Origin of the sequence: Micromonospora sp. NPDC049044 (assembly GCF_040649215.1) — a bacterium.
GTDB lineage: Bacteria > Actinomycetota > Actinomycetes > Mycobacteriales > Micromonosporaceae > Micromonospora.
Window position 1 is genome coordinate 20,164 of record NZ_JBEZFA010000017.1, and the last position, 18,520, is coordinate 38,683.

Consider the following 18,520-nt stretch of genomic DNA (forward strand, 5'->3'; position numbering starts at 1 on the left):
GTCGAGCGCCGCCCCGGAGTCAGCGCCGTCGGCGTCAGCGCCGCTCCGGCACCGGGTCGGCCGGGTCGAGGGTGAAGAACTCCTCCTCTTCCTGCGCCAGGTGCAGGCGGAGCACGGCGTCCAGCCCGTACAGGGTCGCCAGCAGGTCGGGGACCTGGTCCGGGCGGAGCCGACCATCGTCGGTCTGCCCCAGTTGGACGCCGAGCAGGTCGACCTGACGACGGATCTCCACGTGTGCACGGCTCATCGTGGAGGTCGCCTCGCCACTGCCCAGCGGCTCGGCCAGCGCGGGGTAGAGCTGCCGATCCTCGGCCGCCTCGTGCGGCAGCACCTTCTCGGTCAGGCGACGATGCGTCTCGCGTACCGCCGGTAGGCACCTCGGCGAGGCCGGGTCGGTGGCGACCAGGTCGGCGGTGTCGCGCAGCCCGGCCAGCACACCGCGTACCGCCTGGTGCTCCGCCGCGGCGCGGGCGAGCAGTTCCCGGGTACGCGGTGCGACGTCGCGGCGGCGTAGTCCACCCCGCAGGGCCCGCAACGCGTTGAGGATGACAAGCACGTCGATGCCCTCCTGCAGGAACGCGCCGACCACCGGGGGGAGCCGGCCGGCCGCCGCCGCGAGCATCGCCAGCACGGCCAGTCCCATCCCGACGGCGGCGCTCTGCACGGCGATCCGGCGGGCGTACCGGGCGATCTCCACAGCGTCCGCGAGCCGGTCCAGCCGGTCCACGGTGAGCACCGCGTCCGCCACGTCCGCCGAGGCGCTCGCCCCGGTCGCGCCCATCGCCACGCCCACATGGGCCTGGGCCAGCGCCGGTGCGTCGTTGACCCCGTCGCCGACCATCACGGTCACCGCCCGGTCGGCCTCCGCCCGGACCCGGTCCACCTTCTCCTGCGGCGTGCAGCGGGCGAGCGTGTCGTCCACGCCGACGGTCGCGGCGACCTGCGCGGCGGTGGCCGGACGGTCACCGGTGACCAGCACGATCCGCCGCAGCCCCGCCGCGCGCAGCCGGCGCACGGTCCGGCGGGCGTCGGGGCGTACCGGGTCCTCCAGCAGGATCGCGCCGAACACCTCGTCCTCGGCGCTTACCCACACCGCCGACCAGCCGGCCAGCTCGGTGCGGGCCCGCGCCCGGTTCGCCCACTCCGGCAGCTCACCCGTGAACTGACCGACGTTGACCAACCGGCCGTCGACCCGGCCGCTGACCCCTCGGCCCGGTTCCTCGGTCACGTCGGTCGGCTCGGCCAGCGCCAGCCCGCGTTCCCGGGCCTGCGCGACCAGCGCGGCGGCCAGCACGTGCGGGGAGAGCTGTTCGACCGAGGCGGCCAGCCGCAGCACCTCGTTGCGGTCGCCGCCGGGGGCGACGACCGTCTCGGCGGCACGCGGGCGCCCGGCGGTGAGCGTACCGGTCTTGTCCACCAGCAGGGTACGGGCCCGGCCGAGCAGTTCCAGCGAGCCGCCGTCGCGGACCAGCACACCACGCCGGGCCACCCGGGACAGCCCGGAGACGATGGCGATCGGGGTGGCCAGCAGCAGTGGGCAGGGGGTGGCCACCACCAGCACCGCGACGGCCCGGACCACGTCACCGGAGAGCAGCCACGCCAGCCCGGCCAGGACCAGCGTGAACGGTACGAACGCGGCAGCGTACCTGTCGGCCAGCCGGACCATCGGGGCCTTGTGCGCTGTCGCCTCCTCGGCCAACCGTACGATGCCCGCGTACGTGCTCTGCGCCGCGTTCCTCGTCGCCCGCATCCCGAACGCGGCCCCGGCGTTCACCACGCCGCTGGCCACCGTCTCCCCGGCCGCCCGCTGGACCAGCTGCGACTCCCCGGTCACCACCGACTCGTCCAGCGTGGCCGCCTCGTCGACGGTCCCGTCCACCGGCACCACGTCGCCGGGCCCCACGAGCAGTTGGTCGGCCGCCGCCACCCGATCCAACGGCACCACCTCGATCGCGCCGTCCGCCCCACGTCGACGGGCGGTACGCGGGGCCCGGGCCAGCAGAGCGCGCAGGTCCCGGGTGGCGCGACGCTGCGCGTACTCCTCCAGTGAACGTCCGGTCGCCAGCATCACCGCGATCACCGCACCGGCCAGGTACTCCCCGACCGCGAGCGCGCCGGCCAGCGCCAGCACGGCGATCACGTCGACGCCGAACTGCCGGCGCCACAACGAACGCAGCATCGACCACGCGGCGGGCAGCAACGCGACCACCGTGACGGCCGCCCAGATCACCTCGGCCGCGGCCCGCTGCCCGCCGACCCGCAGCGCCGCACCGGCGAGTACCGCGACACCGAGCCCGACCAGGGGCGTCCACGCCCACCACCGCCGGACGCGGCTGCGCGCCGGCTGCTTGTCGACGCACTCGGTCGACTCCGCTGCCATCTGCGCATCGTCGCAGCCCGCAGCCGCGTGGCGACGCCACACCGCCCGATTCGTCCGGCGGACGGGTTGTGCCGCCTGCCGGGCGGTACGCAGGTGGCCCGGCGGCCGGTCCGGGCGGGGGTGAGGGCGGGCCGTCGCGGCCATGGCACAGCCTGGTGCGGGCGGAACAGCCCGGTGCGGGCGGGACCTTCGGCCCCTGCGGGCGGCGCGGGAATGCCACAGGATGGATCGGCAACCCCCCGCGTGGCACCGCGTCGTGCGGCACGATGGGCAGAGACGGAAAGGTCGTGACCATGAGTCAGGAGAGCCAACTGACCACCGCGCTGGCGGAGGCCGCCGCCACCGCTGGCCACGCCCCCTCGGTGCACAACACCCAGCCGTGGCGCTGGCGGGTGCTCCCCGATGCGCTGGAACTGCGCTCGGTCGCCGACCGGCAGCTCGCCGCCTCCGACCCGGAGGGCCGGCTGCTCGCGATCAGCTGTGGCACCGCCCTGCACCACGCCCGGGTGGCCCTGGCCGCGCAGGGTTGGCGTGCCGTTGTGGAACGGCTGCCCGACCCGGGCGACAGCGAGCTGCTGGCCCGGTTGACCGACCTCAGCCACGGCACGGCCGACCCGGACGCCATGCGCCTGGTGCAGTGCATGCAGGTCCGGCACACCGACCGGCGGCCGGTCAGCGACGAGCCGGTCCCGACCAACGCGATCGAGCAGATCACCCATGCGGTGACCGCGGAGGGCTGCCGGATACAGGTCCTCGACCGCGATCAGGTGCTGGAGCTGGCCGCCACGGCCGGGCGGGCCGACACCGTCGAGGCGGAAGATCCGGAGATGCGCGCCGAACTGGCGTACTGGACGGGCCGGGCCTCCGGCGGCACCGGACTGCCGGCGGAGGTGCTGCCGGGGCAGCCCGCGCAGACCACAGTGCCGGGCCGCGACTTCGGCCGCCCCGGCAGCCTGCCCATCGGTCCCGGCCACGACCAGGCGGCGGTGTACGCGATGCTGCACGGCGACGAGGACGAAACGGACAGTTGGCTGCGCGCGGGCGAGGCGCTCTCCGCCGGCTGGCTCACCGCCACCCGGCTCGGCGTGTCGGTGGTGCCGCTCAGCGCGGCGGTGGAGGTGCCGGGCACCCGGCAGACCCTGCGTCAGCTGCTCGCCGGGATCGGCTTCCCGTACCTGGTGCTCCGGTTGGGCATCGCGGACCCGGCGCAGGCGGGGCCCCCGCACACGCCGCGGCTGACGGCCGCGCAGGTGGTCGACACCTCCGCCGTGCGCTGACGGGTTCTGCCGACAAGGTCACCGGGGCTACCATCCCCCGATGACCAGCAGCGTGCCGCCGCCTCGTCAGGACCTCTCGGGCACCCCTTCGCTCGGCTTGAGCCCACTGTCCCGGGTCCATCTCGACGAACTGCTCCAGGAGATGCTGGACCGGGTCGGCGAGGTCGTCACCAGCCGGGAGCGGCTGCGGGCCCTGCTCGACGCGGTGGTCGGCATCGGCAGCAACCTCGACCTGCGTAGCACCCTGCAACGCATCGTCGGGCACGCCTGCGAACTGGCCGGGGCCCGCTACGGCGCGCTGGGCATCCTCGGCCCGGACCGGCTGCTGCACGACTTCATCGTGCACGGCATCACCGCCGAGCAGCACGCGAAGATCGGCGACCTGCCCCACGGGCGGGGCGTGCTCGGCCTGCTCATCGACGAGCCCCGACCACTACGGATGCCGGACATCACCCGGCACCCCCGCTCCTACGGCTTCCCGGCCAACCACCCGCCGATGCACAGCTTCCTGGGCGTGCCGGTGCGCATCCGCGACCAGGTGTTCGGCAACCTCTACCTGGCCGAGAAGCAGGGCGGCGCCCAGTTCACCGACGACGACGAGGAGATCGTCGTCGCACTCGCCGCCGCCGCCGGCGTGGCCATCGAGAACGCCCGCCTCTACGCGCTTGCACACCGGCGGGAACGGTGGCTCGCCGCCACCGCCGAGATCACCTCGGTGCTGCTCGGCGAGGTACGCCGTACCGACGCGTTGGCCCTGGTCGCCCGGCGGGCCCGGGAGGTCGCCGAGGCCGAACTGGCGCTGGTGCTGCTCTACGACGCCGACGCCGCGCAGTTCACCGTCGAGGTGGTCGACGGTGCCGACGAGCAGGCCCACGCGCTGGTCGGCACGGTCCTGCCGGCGGCCGACACCAGTTTCGGCCCGGCGGTCGCGGAGGGCCGACACGACCGGGTGGACGACCTCGCGCACGCCGCCCCGTGGCCGGCGCTGCTGCGCACCGGGCCCACGGTGATCTCACCCCTGGCCACCGCCGACACGCTGCACGGCGTGCTGGTGGTGGCGCACCGCGCGGATCGCGGCGGCGCCAGCAGCGAGGACGACGTGGCGATGCTGGGCAGTTTCGCCGGTCAGGCGGCGCTGGCCATGGAACGGGCCCGCGGTCAGGAGGAACGGGAGCTGCTGGTGGTCCTGGAGGACCGCGAACGGATCGCCCGCGACCTGCACGACGTGGTGATCCAGCGGCTCTTCGCCACCGGCCTGCAACTCCAGAGCACCGCGCCGATGATGGGCCGCCCGGAGGTCGCCAAGCGGATCAACGCGGCCGTCGACGACCTGGACGCCACGATCCGCGACATCCGCCGGACCATCTTCGAGCTGCGGACGCCGATGACCGCCGCGCTGCGCACCGAGATCCGCGAGGCGGTCGAGCTGGCCGCCGAGTCGTTGGGCTTCAAACCGCACCTGGAGGTGACCGGCCCGGTGGACAGCGCCGTCCCCGACGCCATCCGCCCGGATCTCACAGCGGTGCTGCGCGAGGCGCTGTCCAACACGGTCCGCCACGCCCAGGCCACCCGGGTCGCCGTCGCCGTACGCGTCGACGCCGGGTGGGTGAGCGTGACGGTCACCGACGACGGGGTGGGCTGCGACCCGGCCGCCGCCCGTGGCGGGCTGGTCAACCTGCGCGAGCGCGCCGAGGGTCACGCCGGCACCTTCACCATCCGCCCGGTCGAGCCGCACGGCACCGAGGTGAGCTGGTCCGTGCCGCTACGCGACTGACCGGCGCGGCTCGGGTCAGGGGGTCTTGCCGAGCAGCCGGGTGGCCAGGACGGCGGCCTGGGTGCGACGCTCCAGGCCCAGTTTGGCAAGCACGCTCGACACGTAGTTCTTCACAGTCTTTTCCGCCAGGAACATCTTGGCCGCGATCTCCCGGTTGGTGAGCCCTTCCGCCACGTACTCCAGGATCCGCCGCTCCTGCTCGGTGAGTGACTTCAGCTCGCGCGGCTGCTCGACCCCGGTCCGGATGCGCTCCAGCACCCGGGCGGTGATCGCCGGGTCCAGCAGCGACTGCCCGGCCGCCACCCGCCGCACCGCGTCGACCAGGTCGGTGCCCCGGATCTGCTTGAGCACGTACCCGGCGGCCCCCGCCATGATCGCCGCGAACAGCGCCTCGTCGTCCTCGTACGAGGTGAGGATCAGACCCTTGATGGACGAGTCGACGGCCCGGACGTCACGGCACACGTCGATGCCGTTGCCGTCGGGCAGCCGCGCGTCCAGGATCGCCACGTCGGGCCGCAACGCCGGGATCCGGCGTGCGGCCTCCTGCGCGGAGCCGGACTCGCCGACCACCTCGATGTCACCGCTGCTCTGCAGCAGGTCGGCCAGGCCACGGCGGACGACCTCGTGGTCGTCGAGGAGGAAGACACGGATCATCAGTCGTTTCTACAGCCGCACCTCGGCCCAGCGCACGGGCCGAAAGTCCCGACCCGCTCGGGCCGTCGGTCGAGGGCGGTCGGGCCCGGCCGGTCGGGACGTCCGGCCCTGCTCCACAGCCGCCCCGACCAGGCAACGTGGGGGTACGCCAACAGCGGCACCGTCAGCCGTCGGCCCGCCGGGACAGGAGCACCGCCATGGACATCGGCTACACCGAAGCCCAGCTGAGGGTCGCCGCCGTGGCCGCGGTCCGGGCACCGTCGCTGCACAACACCCAGCCGTGGCGGCTGCGGCTGCGCGACGGCGGCATCGAGGTGCTGGCCGACCGGTCCCGCCGGCTGCCGGCGACCGACCCCAGCGGCTGGGGTGTCCGGGTCGCCTGCGGCGCGGCGCTGTTCAACCTGCGGATCGCGCTGGCCGTGGCCGGGACCCCGGCCCGGGTACGGCTACGCCCCGACCCGGCCGAGCCGGACCTGCTGGCCCGGCTGGTGCCGGACCTTCCGCGCCGACCCACCCCCGCCGAGCAGAGCCTGTGCGCGGCCATCCCCCGCCGGTTCAGCAACCGCCTGCCGTTCTGGCCGGACCCGGTGCCGGCCGACGTCCGGTGGCGCCTCGGTGAGGCAGCCCAAGCCGAGCAGTGCTGGTTGGAGTTGCTGATCGGGGTGAGCGCGGTCTCCGCGTTCGGCGAGATCGCCCGCAGCGCACACCGGGTGCTGGAGCGCGACCCCGCGTACCGGGCGGAAACCGAACGGTGGTTGCGCCGGGAGCCGGCACCGGACGGCGTACCCGCCTGGGCCGCCGGTCCGCAACGCGAGCCGCAGGACGTCCTGCCGGCGCGCGGCTTCGGTGGGCGGGACCGCGCCCCGGGGCGCGACTTCGAGCCGGAACCCCTCGTCGGAGTGCTCGGATCGGCCGGCAACACGGCAGTGGACCAGGTGATCGCCGGCCAGGCCCTGCAACGGTTGCTGCTCGTCGCCACCGACGCCGGGCTGGGTGTGTCGATGCTCTCCCAACCGATCGAGGTGCCAACGGCCCGGGAGCAACTGCGGCTGTCGCTGGGGCGGTTCGGCACGCCGCAGATGGTGCTGCGGATCGGCTACGGCCAGCCGGGCCGACCGACCGCCCGCCGGGATGTCGACGAGGTGCTCGACCTGCCGGCGGTGTCGACCTGAACGGCGACCGACCGGTCAGCCGGCGAGCAGCGCCGCCTCCCGGGCCGGGTCCAGGCCGATAGCGCTGCGCTGGGGTCGCCCGGCGCGCGGCGGCACCACGCCGACCTCGCGCAGCCACCGCCAGGTGTCGGCGACGGTCTCGGCCACCGGCCGGCAGGTCAACCCGGCGGCGAGGGCGCGGGTCACGTTCCGCTCCAGCAACCCGCGGTACGGGTGGCCGATCGGCAACCAGATCGGCAGGTCGCTCCACGGCTGCACCCCGGCGGCGACGATCCGGTCCGGGTCGGTCCAGCGCAGCCGGGCGGCTGCTCCGGTGGCCGCCACGCACGCGTCGAGAAGCTCACCCATCGTGGTCTGCGCCCGGGGGCCGACCGCGTTGAACGTCCCGCCCAACCGTCCGGCGCCCGCGTCCAGCATCCACCCCGCCAGGTCGCGGACGTCGACGTACTGCACCGGCAGGTCCGCCGGGCCGGGCGCGAGCACGTCACCGCCGCGCTCGACGCGCCGCAGCCACCAGGGCAACCGGCCGATGTCCTCCCCCGGGCCCAGGATCAGACCGGCGCGGACGACAAGCGCCCGGTCGTCGAACACCTGCCGTACGGCACGTTCGGCACCCGCCTTGAGCTGCGGGTAGTCGCCGTCGACGGCATCCGGCTCGGCGTCCACCACCGGGGACTCCTCGTCCAGCCCGTGCGCCGACGGGTCGCGGTAGACCGAACCGCTGGACACGTACACGTACCTGTCCACCGATGCGGCGAGGGCGCGGGCGGCGTCGCCCGCGATGCGGGGCGCACCGTCCCAGGTGTCCACCACCAGGTCCCACTCGCCGCCCGCCAGCGCCGCCAGGCCGTCCGGGGCGGTGCGGTCACCCCGCAACCGGTGTACGCCGGGAGGCACCACGCCGTGCAGCCCTCGGTTGAACACCGTCACCGACCAACCACGGCGTACGCCCTCGGTGACAGTCGCGCCGCCCACGAATCCCGTGCCGCCCAGCACCAGCAGTCTCATGCCCGCCACCCTGCCGTCGCGGGCCGGCGGACGGCACCCCGTTTCACCGTTGGCAGATCTGCCAGAGGCAGAACCGCGACGAGCGTGACGCGCGGTAGCGGACCGCGCCCGGGATACCCAAAAAAAGCCGCTTCGGAGCATGGTCAACAGAGCCGCCAATTGCGAAACTGCTGACAATGTCCAGCACCCCGTTGTCCCTGCCGCAGCCGTCCGCGCGGGCGCCCGAGTTCGGCCGGGACGCGCTCATCGTCTGCGAGAACCTGGTGCGGATCTACCAGACCGGCTCCATCGAGGTGCAGGCCCTCCAGGGGCTCGACCTGGCAGTGGAGAGCGGTGAGCTGGTCGCCGTCGTCGGTGCCTCCGGGTCGGGCAAGTCGACGCTGCTGTCCATCCTGGCCGGCATCGACGCCCCCACCGCCGGGCGGGTCCGGGTGGACAGGTGGAATCTGCTGACGATGTCCCGCGCCGACCGGGTGGACTACCGGCGGCGCACCGTCGGGTTCGTCCGGCAGCAGACCGCGAGCAACCTGATCCCCTACCTGACCGCGCGGGAGATGGTGGACCTGCCGATGACCGCGGCCCGCACCGCCAAGGCGGAGCGCCGGGAACGCGCGGCCGAACTGCTGGACAGCCTCGGCGTCGCCGACTGCGCCGATCGACGGCCCGGGCAGCTCTCCGGCGGGCAGCAGATGCGGGTCGCGATCGCGGTGGCGCTTGCCAACCAGCCGCGCGTGCTGCTCGCCGACGAGCCGACCGGCGAGCTGGACGCCGCCACGTCCGCGGAGGTCTTCGGCGTGCTGCGGGACGTCAACCGGCGCTACGGCGTCACAGTTGTCGTGGTGACCCACGACCCGGAGGTCAGCGGTCAGGTCGAACGGACAGTCGCGATCCGGGACGGGCGCACCAGCAGCGAGGTGCTGCGCCGCACCACCACCGACGCGGCCGGCGACACCCACCTGATCGCCGAGGAGTACGCCGTGATGGACCGAGCCGGGCGGGTCCAGGTGCCCCGCGAGTTCCGCCAGGCGCTGGCACTCACCCGACGGGTCCGGCTGGCCCTGGAACCCGACCACATCACGATCCGCCCCGACTCGGAAAGCGGCGAATGAGTAGCGAACCGCTGCTGCGCGTGCGCGGCGTACACCGGCGCTTCCACACCGGGCCGACCGTCGTACACGCCCTGCGCGGCGTGTCGTTCGACGTGGCCGCCGGTGCCATGGTGGCGCTCGTCGGCCGGTCCGGATCGGGCAAGACCACCCTGCTCAACGTCATCGGCGGCCTGGACCGCCCGGACGCCGGCACCGTGCACGTCAACGGCACCGACGTCACAGCACTCGACGAGGATGGGCTGTCCCGGCTGCGGCGCGAGCAGGTGTCGTACATCTTCCAGAGCTTCGGGTTGATCCCGGTGCTGTCGGCCGCGGAGAACGTCGCCGCCCCGCTGCGGCTGGCCCGCGCCGCCCCGGCCGAGCGCGAGCGGCGGGTCGAGTTGCTGCTGGAACTCGTCGGGCTGGCCGACCACGCCCAGCAGCGACCGGCCGAGCTGTCCGGCGGCCAGCAGCAGCGGGTGGCGATCGCCCGCGCGCTGGCCGCCTCGCCCCGGCTGCTGCTCGCCGACGAGCCCACCGGGCAACTGGACGCCGAGACAGGCCTGTCGGTGATGGCCCTGCTGCGCGGCATAGTGGAATCCGAAAACGTCACAGTCCTGGTGTCGACGCACGACGCGGTGATGATGGCCCTGGCCGACCGGGTGATCCGCATCAACGACGGGCACCTCGACGACCAGGCGGCCGGGCGGCCAAACGAGCCCGTGCCGGACGCCAGGTGACGCGACGATGCTGAGGCTGGTCAGCCGGCGCGCCCGCGCGCAGTGGCCGTTGCTGGCAGCCCTCCTCGGGATCGTCACGATCGGCGCGACACTGCTGGGCACCTGCACCCTGCTTGTCACCCGCACCGCCGAGCAGGCCCTGGAGGTCGCGATGGCCCGCGCCGCCCCCGCCGACGTCGACGTGACCGTCTACACCGGCAGCGTCGAGGGCCCGGACGCACCGTCCGTCACCGCGGACACCCGCACCGTGATGACCGCCACGCTCGCACCGTTTTCGGTGACGACAACCGCGCGGGCGTCGACGGTGCTGCGGGCGCTGCCGCCCACGCTCGCGCCGGGCACCACCGTCGCGCCCCAAGCGTACCTGTCGGGTTTGGACGATCTGCCGGCCCGGGCCGAGCTCGTCACCGGGCGTTGGCCACAGCACCCTGGCGACGCGGTGCTGCTGGAGTCCACCGCACAAGAGCTCGGCCTCACCCCCGGTCGCCGGGTACGCCTCGGCGCCGAACTGGCCCACCCGCCGGTCCCGGCCATCGACGTGACAGTCGTCGGCGTGGTACGCCCGCTGCCGGGGCGCGGCTGGGACCGCGACCCGCTGGCCGGGGCCGGCCTCGCCATCGACTACCGGGACGGCCGCTTCATGCAGCCGGTAAACGCCTACGGCCCGTTCCTCGTCGACCTCGCCGACCTGCTCGGCACCGGTGCCACGGTCGACCGGATGGAGATCACCGCCCATCCGGACCTCACCCACTCCAGCCGCCGCGACCTGGAGACCGTGGCCGAGGCCGTGGGCAGCGCCGACGGCCCGCTGGCCAGTACCCTCGGCGACCGCGCCGACCTCGCCCGGGTCGCCTCGAAACTGCCGCTGACCCTGCGGAGCGCCGACGACCAACGGCAGGTCACCGCTGCCGTCGTACTCGCCATTGCCGTCCTCGGCGGTGTCCTGGCCGCGACGGCACTCGTCCTCGCCGGCCGGCTGACCGCGGGCATCCGCGCCGACGAGACCGCCCTGCGCTCCGCCCTGGGCACCAGCCGTCGTCAACTCGCCGCCACCGCGACAGTCGAGGCCGGGCTGGTCGCCGCCGTGGCCGCCGCGCTCGCCATACCGGCCTCGTCGGCCCTGCACGCCGGCCTGACCCACCTACCGCCACTGGACAGCGCCGGCCTGACCGTTGCGCCAGCCACCTCCGGTGTCCAGGTCCTCGCGGTCGCCAGCGGCGCGCTGGTGCTCGCCGCGGTACTCACCGTCCTGGCGATCCGGGCCGTCCCGGCCGCCGGCGACCGGCGCACCCGCCGGGAACTGCTGGCCCGGTCCGGCGCCGACCTGTTGCTCGCGGCGTTCGCCGCCGCCGGCTGGTGGCAGCTGTACGCGCAGCCCACCGCCGCCAGCCCACGCGCCGACCTGGTCCGGGTGCTCGCGCCGGCGCTGCTGCTCACCGCCGGTGCCGCCCTGGCGCTGCGAGTGGTCCTACCCGCCCTGCGCGGCGTCGACCGGCTGGCGTACCGCGCCCGTGGGCTGGCGCTTCCGTTGGCGGTCGCCGAGGCCGCCCGCCGGCCCCAGGCGGTCGCCGCCGGGCTGCTCGTCGGGCTGGCCTGCGCGGCCGGCACCTTCGGCCTCGCCTTCGACAGCACGTGGCACCAGTCGCAGCGCGACCAGGCCGCGCTCTCCGTCGGCACCGATCTGGCGGTCACCCTCGGCACGACGCCGGTGGCCGGCGACGGCGCGCTCGTCGACGCGGCCACCGCGGGGGCGGTGAGTCCGGCCCTCAACCGTGGCACCACGGTCGGTCAGTGGCTCGGCAGCGCCGGCAGTCCGCCGCGCCTGGTCGCCGTCGACACCGCCCGCGCCGACGCGCTGCTGCGCGGGCGGCTGGACAGCGACCGCGGCTGGGCGGACGTGGGCGCCAGGCTGGCACCACGCACCCGGGCCGTCGGCCTCGCCATTCCGGCTGGCGCACCGCTGGTCCTGAGCGGGACCGCCGCCAGCGGTGCCCCGCTCAGCGTGACGCCCCGGCTGCTCCTCCAGGACGCCATCGGCCTGCGCACCTCCTGCACGGGTCCCGCCGTACCGCTCGACGGCCGGGAGGTCCGGCTGCCCGACTGCGCGCCGGCTGACGGGTTGCGCCTCGTGGCGGTCGCCCTGCCGGTCAGCGCCGACGCGGCCGGCGGAGCTGTCGACGTAGCCGTCACCCTCACCATGCCGCCCGCCGGGCCGGCGGAGCGCTCCACTGACGGATCGGATTGGACCGCCACGTCCGCGCCGCCGATCCCGAGCAAGGTGGACGAGCCGACCGTCACGGTGTCCGCCACGCCGACCGGAACCGCGCTGCGGATGGCCGCGACAGTCGAGTTCGGCGGCGCCGAGGAGGCCGCCCGGACTCTCGTCGCCACCGCCTTCCCGGACCCCGGCCCGGTGCCCGTCGCCGTCTCCGCCGACTTTGCCAGCGAGGTCGGCGCCGACCGCGGCAGCCGGCTCAGTGTCACGGTCGGCATCACGCCCGTCCCGATCGTCGTCGCCGAGGTCGTGCCGACCGTTCCGTCCGCCCCCGGCGCCGCCGCCGTCCTGGCCGATCTGGACATGCTGTCCCGCGCCCGCGCCGTTCAAGGCGACCTGGCGTTCCCGGTCGACGCCTGGTGGGTCGGCCACCCAGCCGGTCCCGGCGCCGCCGAACGGGCCGACGCCCTGCACCTGGGCACCGTCGCGACCCGCGAGGCGGAGACCGCCCGCCGCACCAGCGGTCCGCTCCGCGCCGGGCTGCCGGCCGCGCTCCGGCTGATCGTTCCGGCCGCGGCCCTGCTGCTGCTCGCCGGCGTCGTACTGCACGTCACCTGCGATCTGCAGCTCCGCGCCGTCGAGGTGGCACGGTTGCGCGGCCTGGGGATGTCCCGGCGCGGCATCCGGGCCGTCCTGCTCGGCCAGCACGCTGGTGTGCTGCTGCCCCTGCTCGCGGCGGGCGCGGTCGTCGGCGCGCTCGCCACCCGCGTCGTCGCTCCCCTGCTCGTGCGCTCGGACACCGGCGCCGCGCCCGTGCCGACCGCCCAACCGCACTGGCCGTGGCCGGCCGAGGCCGCACTTCTCGTCGTACTGCTGGCCGGATGCCTGCTGGCGGTCGCCGTCGTGGTCACCGTCCAGGTCCGCCGGGCCGACGCCGCGCACCTGCGGGTGGCGCCGTGAAGCGGTGGCTGACCCGCCGGTGGCCGGCGCCGCACTGGCCTAGTGTCCGGGGCCGGGGCCGCACCGACGCCGGAGCGCTGCTGCTCACCGCCGCCGTCATCGCGGCCGTCACGATGCTCGTCGGGGCCGCGCCGGCGCTGCTCCGCGCCGCCGCCGACAGCGCCGTCCAGGACACAGTCCGGCGCGTCGGTCAGACCGCGAATGTTCTCGTCAGCGCCCACTGGGAAGGCGACGACGGGATGACCGGCCGGGTCCGGATGCCCCAGCTCGCCAAGGACGTCGACGACTTTCGCGCCCGGGCCGCATACGCGCTCGGGCCCGACCTGGACGCCGCGCTGCGTCCGCCCGTCGCCGTCGTCAACGGTCCGATCCTCAGCATCACCGAGGGCAGCACGCCGCGCACCTTCCAGTTCAGCTACCTGGCCGGTGACCTCGGCGGCCCGGACGTGACCTGGGTCGCCGGCAGCGCCCCCGGTGCCGCGGTCGGCGACGAATTCGTCGAGATCCCCTACGACGGACCGCCCTGGCCGGTGCAGATCGGCCTCTCCGAGGCGGACGCCGCAGCGCTCCACCTCGGCCCCGGCGATCGAATCCCGGTCAAGGACGGCAAGGGTCGCGAGAGAGACGTCCGGATCAGCGGAATCTACCGACCCGCGGACAGCGCCGATCCCGCCTGGCAACTCGCCCCGGCGCTGCTGCGCCCGGTGCCCGGTGCCGACGGTGTGGGGACCACCCGGTTCGGCGGCCTGCTGTCGCGCGACTCGTTACCGGACGCCCGGCTCGCCGTAAGTGAGGACCAACTGCGGCGCACCGTCCACTTCGCCCCCGAACCCGACGCGCTCACCTGGGAGACCAGCGCGGCGCTCGCCCGCCAGGTGGTCAAGCTCAAGGCAAACTCCGGCGCATCGAACGACCGCGACCAGTCCCTGAAGTGGGAGTCGCAGCTCGACACCGCCCTGCGCGACGCCCGCAGGCAGATCAGCGCCGCCTCCGCACAGGCCGCCGTCCTGCTCACCGGGGTGCTGGCCGCCACGGTGCTGGTGCTGCTGCTCGCCGCCGACCTGCTGGTCCGCCGCCGCACCCCGGCGCTGGGCGCCGCCCGGCAGCGGGGGGTGGCCCTACCCGACCTCGGCGCGGAACTCGTCCTCGAGTCCACTGTGGTGTCCCTGTCGGCCGGCGCCGTCGGGCTCGCGCTCGCCCGGGTGGCCGCTCCCGGCGTCTCCTGGACCTGGGCCGTCCCGGTGGTCCTGGCCGGCGCCGTCGCCGGGCCGGCGTTCGGCATCCGCGCCGCCGCCCGCGCCAGCCGCGACCGGCGCCAACCCGCGAACCCGGCCGCTCGGCGCTGGATCCGGGCCACCGGTCAGCTGCGCCGCGCCGCCGTGGAGGCCGCTGTCCTGATCGCGGCGACCGGAGCCTTCGTCACCCTGCACCAGCGCGGGCTCCTGCCCGTCGGCTCCGACGGCGACACGGGTGAGCTGGCCGGAGACCTGATCCTGCCGATCAGCGCCCTCACGCTTGGCGCGCTCGTCGGCGCGCTGGTCCTGCTCCGGCTGCTGCCCCTCGGGGCGCGGTTCGCACTCCGACAGGCAATGCGCTCACGCCGCCCGCTGGCCGTGTTCGGTGCCGCCCAGGCGGCCACCACGGCCGGGCGCGCACTGCCGCTGCTGGTGCTGGTCAGCGCCACGGCGCTCGCATCGTTCGCGCTCATCCTCGGCCCCACCGTCAGCCGGGGTCTGACCGACGGCGCGTGGAGCACCGTCGGCGCGGATGCCCGCCTCGACGTCGACGCCGACGCCGCCGAAACCACGCCGGCACTCGCCGAGCGCATCGCCGCCGCACCCGGCGTCCGGCAGGTAGTTGTCGCGCAGGTGACCGACTCGGCACCCGTCTTCACCGAATCGACGCTGCTCACCCCACGCCTGGTCATCGTGGACACCGCCGCGTTCCAACGCCTGCTGGCCACCACCCCGCTGCCCGACGCACCGGCGCTGGCCCGGCTCACGGCGCCCGGTCCTCGTCCCGGGGGCGTCCCGGCGCTGGTCCGATCGAGCAGCGGCGAGCTGCGGACCGGCATGCGGCTGAAGCTGCGCCGGGACGACGCCCCGGCGGTCCAGCTCGCCGCGGTCGGTACCGCTCCCTCCGTCGGCGGCGCCAACGACGTCGTCATCGTGGACGCCGCGGCCCTCGCCGACGCCGGGCTGCCAGCCGTTCCGAATACCGTCTGGGTGACCGGTCCCGGCGCGGCGCGGGCCGTGTCGGACACCGGCGTCACCGCCGACGTCGTGGTGCGCGCGGACGTCCTGCGGGCACAGCGGGTGGCGCCGCTGACCGCGGGGCTGCTCCGGCTGGCGTGGACGGCCGCCGCGGTGCTGCTGGCGCTGGGGCTGCTCGGCCTCACGCTCGCCGCCGCCGCCGGTGCGTCGCAACGGTGGCAGACCCTGACCCGGCTGCGGACCCTGGGCCTGCGTCCCCGCGACGTGCGCTGGGTCGCCGCCGGAGAGCTGCTGCCGCCGGTCGTGGTCACCGCGGTGTGCGGCCCGCTCCTCGGGGCCCTGCTCGCGCACCTGACGCTCGGCCCGCTCGAGCTGCGGTTGCTCACCGGCCAGGCCGCCGACCCGGTGCCGGTTCTGCCGTGGTGGCTGCTCGGCCTGGTGAGCGTGGCGTTGCTGGCCGCAGCCGCCGCGGTCGTACCCGTCGAGGCGGCGCTGCGGCGACGCGACAGGTTGGGTGAGGTACTGCGCGCCGGCGAGTGACCAGCTGGGGGCAGTGGGAGCAGAACCGCCGAGGCCCGTTACCGGATATCCGGTAACGGGCCAGGCTGAACAGCTCACATAGGTGGTGGGCGATACTGGGTTTGAACCAGTGACCTCTTCCGTGTCAAGGAAGCGCGCTCCCACTGCGCCAATCGCCCGTGGCGACCACCGAACCCGGCGGCCAGGCCCCGATGGGGCAGATCGCGAGCGGACGACGGGATTCGAACCCGCGACCCTCACCTTGGCAAGGTGATGCGCTACCAGCTGCGCTACGTCCGCACGTCCCCGACTTGCGCCGGCGACAGGTGAACTCTACCCGATGCCAAGATCGCTTGGCGCGGCACCCTCGGCGGTGGCGATTGCGCTGGTGGCCACCGGGGTACTGAATCGCTCGACAGCGCACCACACCCCCTTAAGGAGGCTGTCGTGGGTATCGGCACCAGCATCTTCCTGATCGCGCTCGGCGCGATCCTCACTTTCGCCCTGGACGCGAGCGTCGGCGGCATCAACCTCGACGTGGTCGGCTGGATCCTGATGGGAGCCGGCGTGCTCGGCCTGATCATGACCACGATGATCTGGGGCCGGCGTCGCCAGGTGGTCACCACCACCGAGCAGCCGGTGGAATACCAGCGGGTCGAGGAGCGGCGGGACATCGCCCCGCCGCTGTGACCCGACAGTTGGGCACCGCCGGCAAAGTCGGCGGATCGTGCGACGCCGGGCCGGCCACCGCGAGGCGGGCAGTCGGCCCGGCGCGCCGCTGATCCCCGCCCGCGGCCCGGCCCGGCCCGGCGAGCACGTTCAGCGGCGCGGGTACCGCCCACCTCGGCCGGCAGTCAGTCCAGGCAGGTGAGCGCGACCTCGGCATACCGCGTCAGTGCCGCCCGGTCCGGGCTGATGGCGCCCATCACCCGCAGCCCCTGAAGGCTTGTCACAAGGAAGCCGGCCAGGTCGGTGGCGCTGCGGTCGGTGGTGATCTGACCCCGCAACTGGGCCTCGGCGAGCAGGTCGTAGAGGGCCAACTCCAGGGACTGGGTGGTCGAGCGGAGCCGCTCGGCGACCCGCACGTCCTGGTGCGCGCGCTCCATCGAGGCACCGACGATGAGGCAGGAGAGGTGCCGGCCGTCGCCGGTGATGTCGTCCACCGCGCCGATGAAGATCTCCCGGATGACCGCCCGCGCGTCGTTGCCGGAGCGCAGCAGGTCGACCATCGGGGTGGCGTAGCGCTGCCGGTAGAGGTCGAGCACCGCCAGGTAGAGGCCGTCCTTGCTGCCGAAGGCGGCGTAGATCGAGCCGCTGCCCAGGCCGGTCGCCTCGGAGAGGTCGCGCATGGAGGCGCCCTCGTAGCCCTTTCTGCGGAACACGTCCATGGCGGCGGCGACTGCGGCGTCGAAGTCGAACTCGCGGGTACGGGCCATGCGCCGAACGCTACCCGCAATCTGGAACGATCGACAAAGTTTCCCCTGCCACACTCTGAAATCGACGCCCGTGGCCACTGTCATCCGCTGAAACCATTGACTACGGGGGTCGGACAGCGTTGTCTTTCCTGTGGCGCCTGGGGAGGGGGAACGGTGACGGACGACGTGTCCCTCGTGTTCTGCGTAACCGCCGACGTGTCGGTGCGCGAGCGGATGGTCCGGCGCCTGGACGGCCTCGGCACCCTGGTGATCTGCGCCGACCTGGCCGAGTTGCAGGCGATGATCGGTCCGCCCGCGATCGGCGCACAGGGCCCACTGCTCAGTCTCAGCGTCGGAGCCACCGCCGAACCAGATGCGGATCCAGCAGCCGGAGGCCCGGCCCACGCCAGCGCCGACGCGGACGACCGGATCAGCCTCGGCGACCTCGTGATCGATCCGCGCGACCACCTGGTGACCTGGCGCGGACAACCGCTCACCCTCACCCGCCTCGAACGGAACCTGCTCACGCACCTCGCCACCGCACCGACCGGAGTCTGGACCTACCAGCGGCTCTTCGAGTCGGTCTGGGGCGCCGCCTACCTCGGCGACACGTCGATCCTGCACTCGGCGGTGAAACGGTTACGCCACAAGCTGCGCGCGGCTGGCGCGACGGTACGCGTACACACCGTCCGCGGGATCGGCTATCGGCTCAGCCTGACGTGAACCCACCGGGGCCGACCGCCCGGAACAAAACCAGCGGCTCGTCACCGGAATCCGGTGACGAGCCGCTGGTTTACTGGTGGGCGATACTGGGTTTGAACCAGTGACCTCTTCCGTGTCAAGGAAGCGCGCTCCCACTGCGCCAATCGCCCGTGCCTATTGCCGAGGTGGGGACGGGATTTGAACCCGCGTACACGGCTTTGCAGGCCGTTGCCTCGCCTCTCGGCCACCCCACCGAGGTTGCCCCCGTCATGCGTGGCGGCAGCTCCGAGCGGACGACGGGATTCGAACCCGCGACCCTCACCTTGGCAAGGTGATGCGCTACCAGCTGCGCTACGTCCGCACGCCCCCGGACGTTCCCGGGTGACGGATGAGAACTTTAGCC

At 74.2% G+C, this 18,520-nt stretch carries 13 protein-coding genes and 5 tRNA genes; 9 read left to right on the forward strand and 9 right to left on the reverse strand.

Annotation, left to right across the window (positions count from 1 at the left end; translation table 11 throughout):
* Positions 1-34: 34 nt before the first annotated feature.
* Positions 35-2,380 (reverse strand): heavy metal translocating P-type ATPase, encoded by a 2,346-nt coding sequence (locus tag AB0B85_RS16360; protein ID WP_357407944.1) that lies wholly within the window; start codon positions 2,378-2,380, stop codon positions 35-37.
* Positions 2,381-2,646: 266 nt separating this feature from the next.
* Between AB0B85_RS16360 and AB0B85_RS16365 the strand changes: the two genes are divergently transcribed.
* Both AB0B85_RS16365 and AB0B85_RS16370 read left to right on the forward strand, forming a co-directional pair.
* A complete protein-coding gene (locus AB0B85_RS16365) occupies positions 2,647-3,657 on the forward strand; it encodes a nitroreductase (protein WP_357407946.1) in 1,011 nt (336 codons plus the stop codon).
* Between the two features lie 40 nt (positions 3,658-3,697).
* Positions 3,698-5,431 carry a GAF domain-containing sensor histidine kinase gene (locus tag AB0B85_RS16370; protein WP_357407948.1) on the forward strand — a complete coding sequence of 578 codons (1,734 nt, stop codon included), beginning with the start codon at positions 3,698-3,700 and terminating at the stop codon, positions 5,429-5,431.
* 15 nt (positions 5,432-5,446) lie between these two features.
* Here AB0B85_RS16370 and AB0B85_RS16375 read toward each other — a convergent pair whose 3' ends face one another.
* Positions 5,447-6,085 carry a response regulator transcription factor gene (locus AB0B85_RS16375; RefSeq protein ID WP_357407950.1) on the reverse strand — a complete coding sequence of 213 codons (639 nt, stop codon included), beginning with the start codon at positions 6,083-6,085 and terminating at the stop codon, positions 5,447-5,449.
* A gap of 197 nt (positions 6,086-6,282) precedes the next feature.
* Here AB0B85_RS16375 and AB0B85_RS16380 point away from each other — a divergent pair, with 197 nt between their 5' ends.
* A complete protein-coding gene (locus AB0B85_RS16380) occupies positions 6,283-7,257 on the forward strand; it encodes a nitroreductase (RefSeq protein ID WP_357407952.1) in 975 nt (324 codons plus the stop codon).
* A 15-nt stretch (positions 7,258-7,272) separates the two neighbouring features.
* Here AB0B85_RS16380 and AB0B85_RS16385 read toward each other — a convergent pair whose 3' ends face one another.
* Positions 7,273-8,265, reverse strand: coding sequence for an NAD-dependent epimerase/dehydratase family protein (locus AB0B85_RS16385; RefSeq protein ID WP_357407954.1), 993 nt, complete (start codon positions 8,263-8,265; stop codon positions 7,273-7,275).
* A 176-nt stretch (positions 8,266-8,441) separates the two neighbouring features.
* Between AB0B85_RS16385 and AB0B85_RS16390 the strand changes: the two genes are divergently transcribed.
* From AB0B85_RS16390 to AB0B85_RS16405, 4 genes are read left to right on the forward strand one after another with little or no spacing between them, the layout of a single operon-like run.
* A complete protein-coding gene (locus tag AB0B85_RS16390; protein ID WP_357407956.1) occupies positions 8,442-9,374 on the forward strand; it encodes an ABC transporter ATP-binding protein in 933 nt (310 codons plus the stop codon).
* Entirely contained in the window at positions 9,371-10,093 is a 723-nt protein-coding gene (locus tag AB0B85_RS16395; protein WP_357407958.1) for an ABC transporter ATP-binding protein, read from the forward strand. The genes AB0B85_RS16390 and AB0B85_RS16395 overlap by 4 nt, the downstream gene beginning before the upstream one ends.
* A 7-nt stretch (positions 10,094-10,100) precedes the next feature.
* Positions 10,101-13,268: an FtsX-like permease family protein gene (locus tag AB0B85_RS16400; protein ID WP_357407960.1), complete on the forward strand. Its 3,168-nt coding sequence runs from the start codon at positions 10,101-10,103 to the stop codon at positions 13,266-13,268.
* Positions 13,265-16,021, forward strand: coding sequence for an ABC transporter permease (locus tag AB0B85_RS16405; protein WP_357407963.1), 2,757 nt, complete (start codon positions 13,265-13,267; stop codon positions 16,019-16,021). Before AB0B85_RS16400 ends, AB0B85_RS16405 begins: the two co-directional genes overlap by 4 nt.
* An 83-nt stretch (positions 16,022-16,104) precedes the next feature.
* On the opposite strand, the gene AB0B85_RS16410 is transcribed toward AB0B85_RS16405, so the two are convergent.
* Together AB0B85_RS16410 and AB0B85_RS16415 are read right to left on the reverse strand one after the other, a co-directional pair.
* Positions 16,105-16,179: transfer RNA gene (locus tag AB0B85_RS16410), tRNA-Val, on the reverse strand.
* A 48-nt stretch (positions 16,180-16,227) separates the two neighbouring features.
* Positions 16,228-16,300 (reverse strand) — tRNA-Gly (locus AB0B85_RS16415).
* 147 nt (positions 16,301-16,447) lie between these two features.
* Between AB0B85_RS16415 and AB0B85_RS16420 the strand changes: the two genes are divergently transcribed.
* Entirely contained in the window at positions 16,448-16,690 is a 243-nt protein-coding gene (locus AB0B85_RS16420; protein ID WP_357407965.1) for a DUF6458 family protein, read from the forward strand.
* Positions 16,691-16,854: 164 nt separating this feature from the next.
* Here the strand turns inward: AB0B85_RS16420 and AB0B85_RS16425 are convergent, their stop codons facing one another.
* Positions 16,855-17,436: a TetR/AcrR family transcriptional regulator gene (locus AB0B85_RS16425; protein WP_357407967.1), complete on the reverse strand. Its 582-nt coding sequence runs from the start codon at positions 17,434-17,436 to the stop codon at positions 16,855-16,857.
* Positions 17,437-17,631: 195 nt separating this feature from the next.
* Here AB0B85_RS16425 and AB0B85_RS16430 point away from each other — a divergent pair, with 195 nt between their 5' ends.
* Positions 17,632-18,138, forward strand: a complete 507-nt coding sequence (locus AB0B85_RS16430; RefSeq protein WP_357408137.1) for a winged helix-turn-helix domain-containing protein — start codon at positions 17,632-17,634, stop codon at positions 18,136-18,138.
* Between the two features lie 74 nt (positions 18,139-18,212).
* Here the strand turns inward: AB0B85_RS16430 and AB0B85_RS16435 are convergent.
* The 3 genes from AB0B85_RS16435 to AB0B85_RS16445 form a co-directional block, all read right to left on the reverse strand.
* Positions 18,213-18,287: transfer RNA gene (locus tag AB0B85_RS16435), tRNA-Val, on the reverse strand.
* A 13-nt stretch (positions 18,288-18,300) separates the two neighbouring features.
* A tRNA-Cys gene (locus AB0B85_RS16440) sits at positions 18,301-18,371 on the reverse strand.
* 34 nt (positions 18,372-18,405) lie between these two features.
* Positions 18,406-18,478 (reverse strand) — tRNA-Gly (locus tag AB0B85_RS16445).
* Positions 18,479-18,520: the final 42 nt, after the last annotated feature.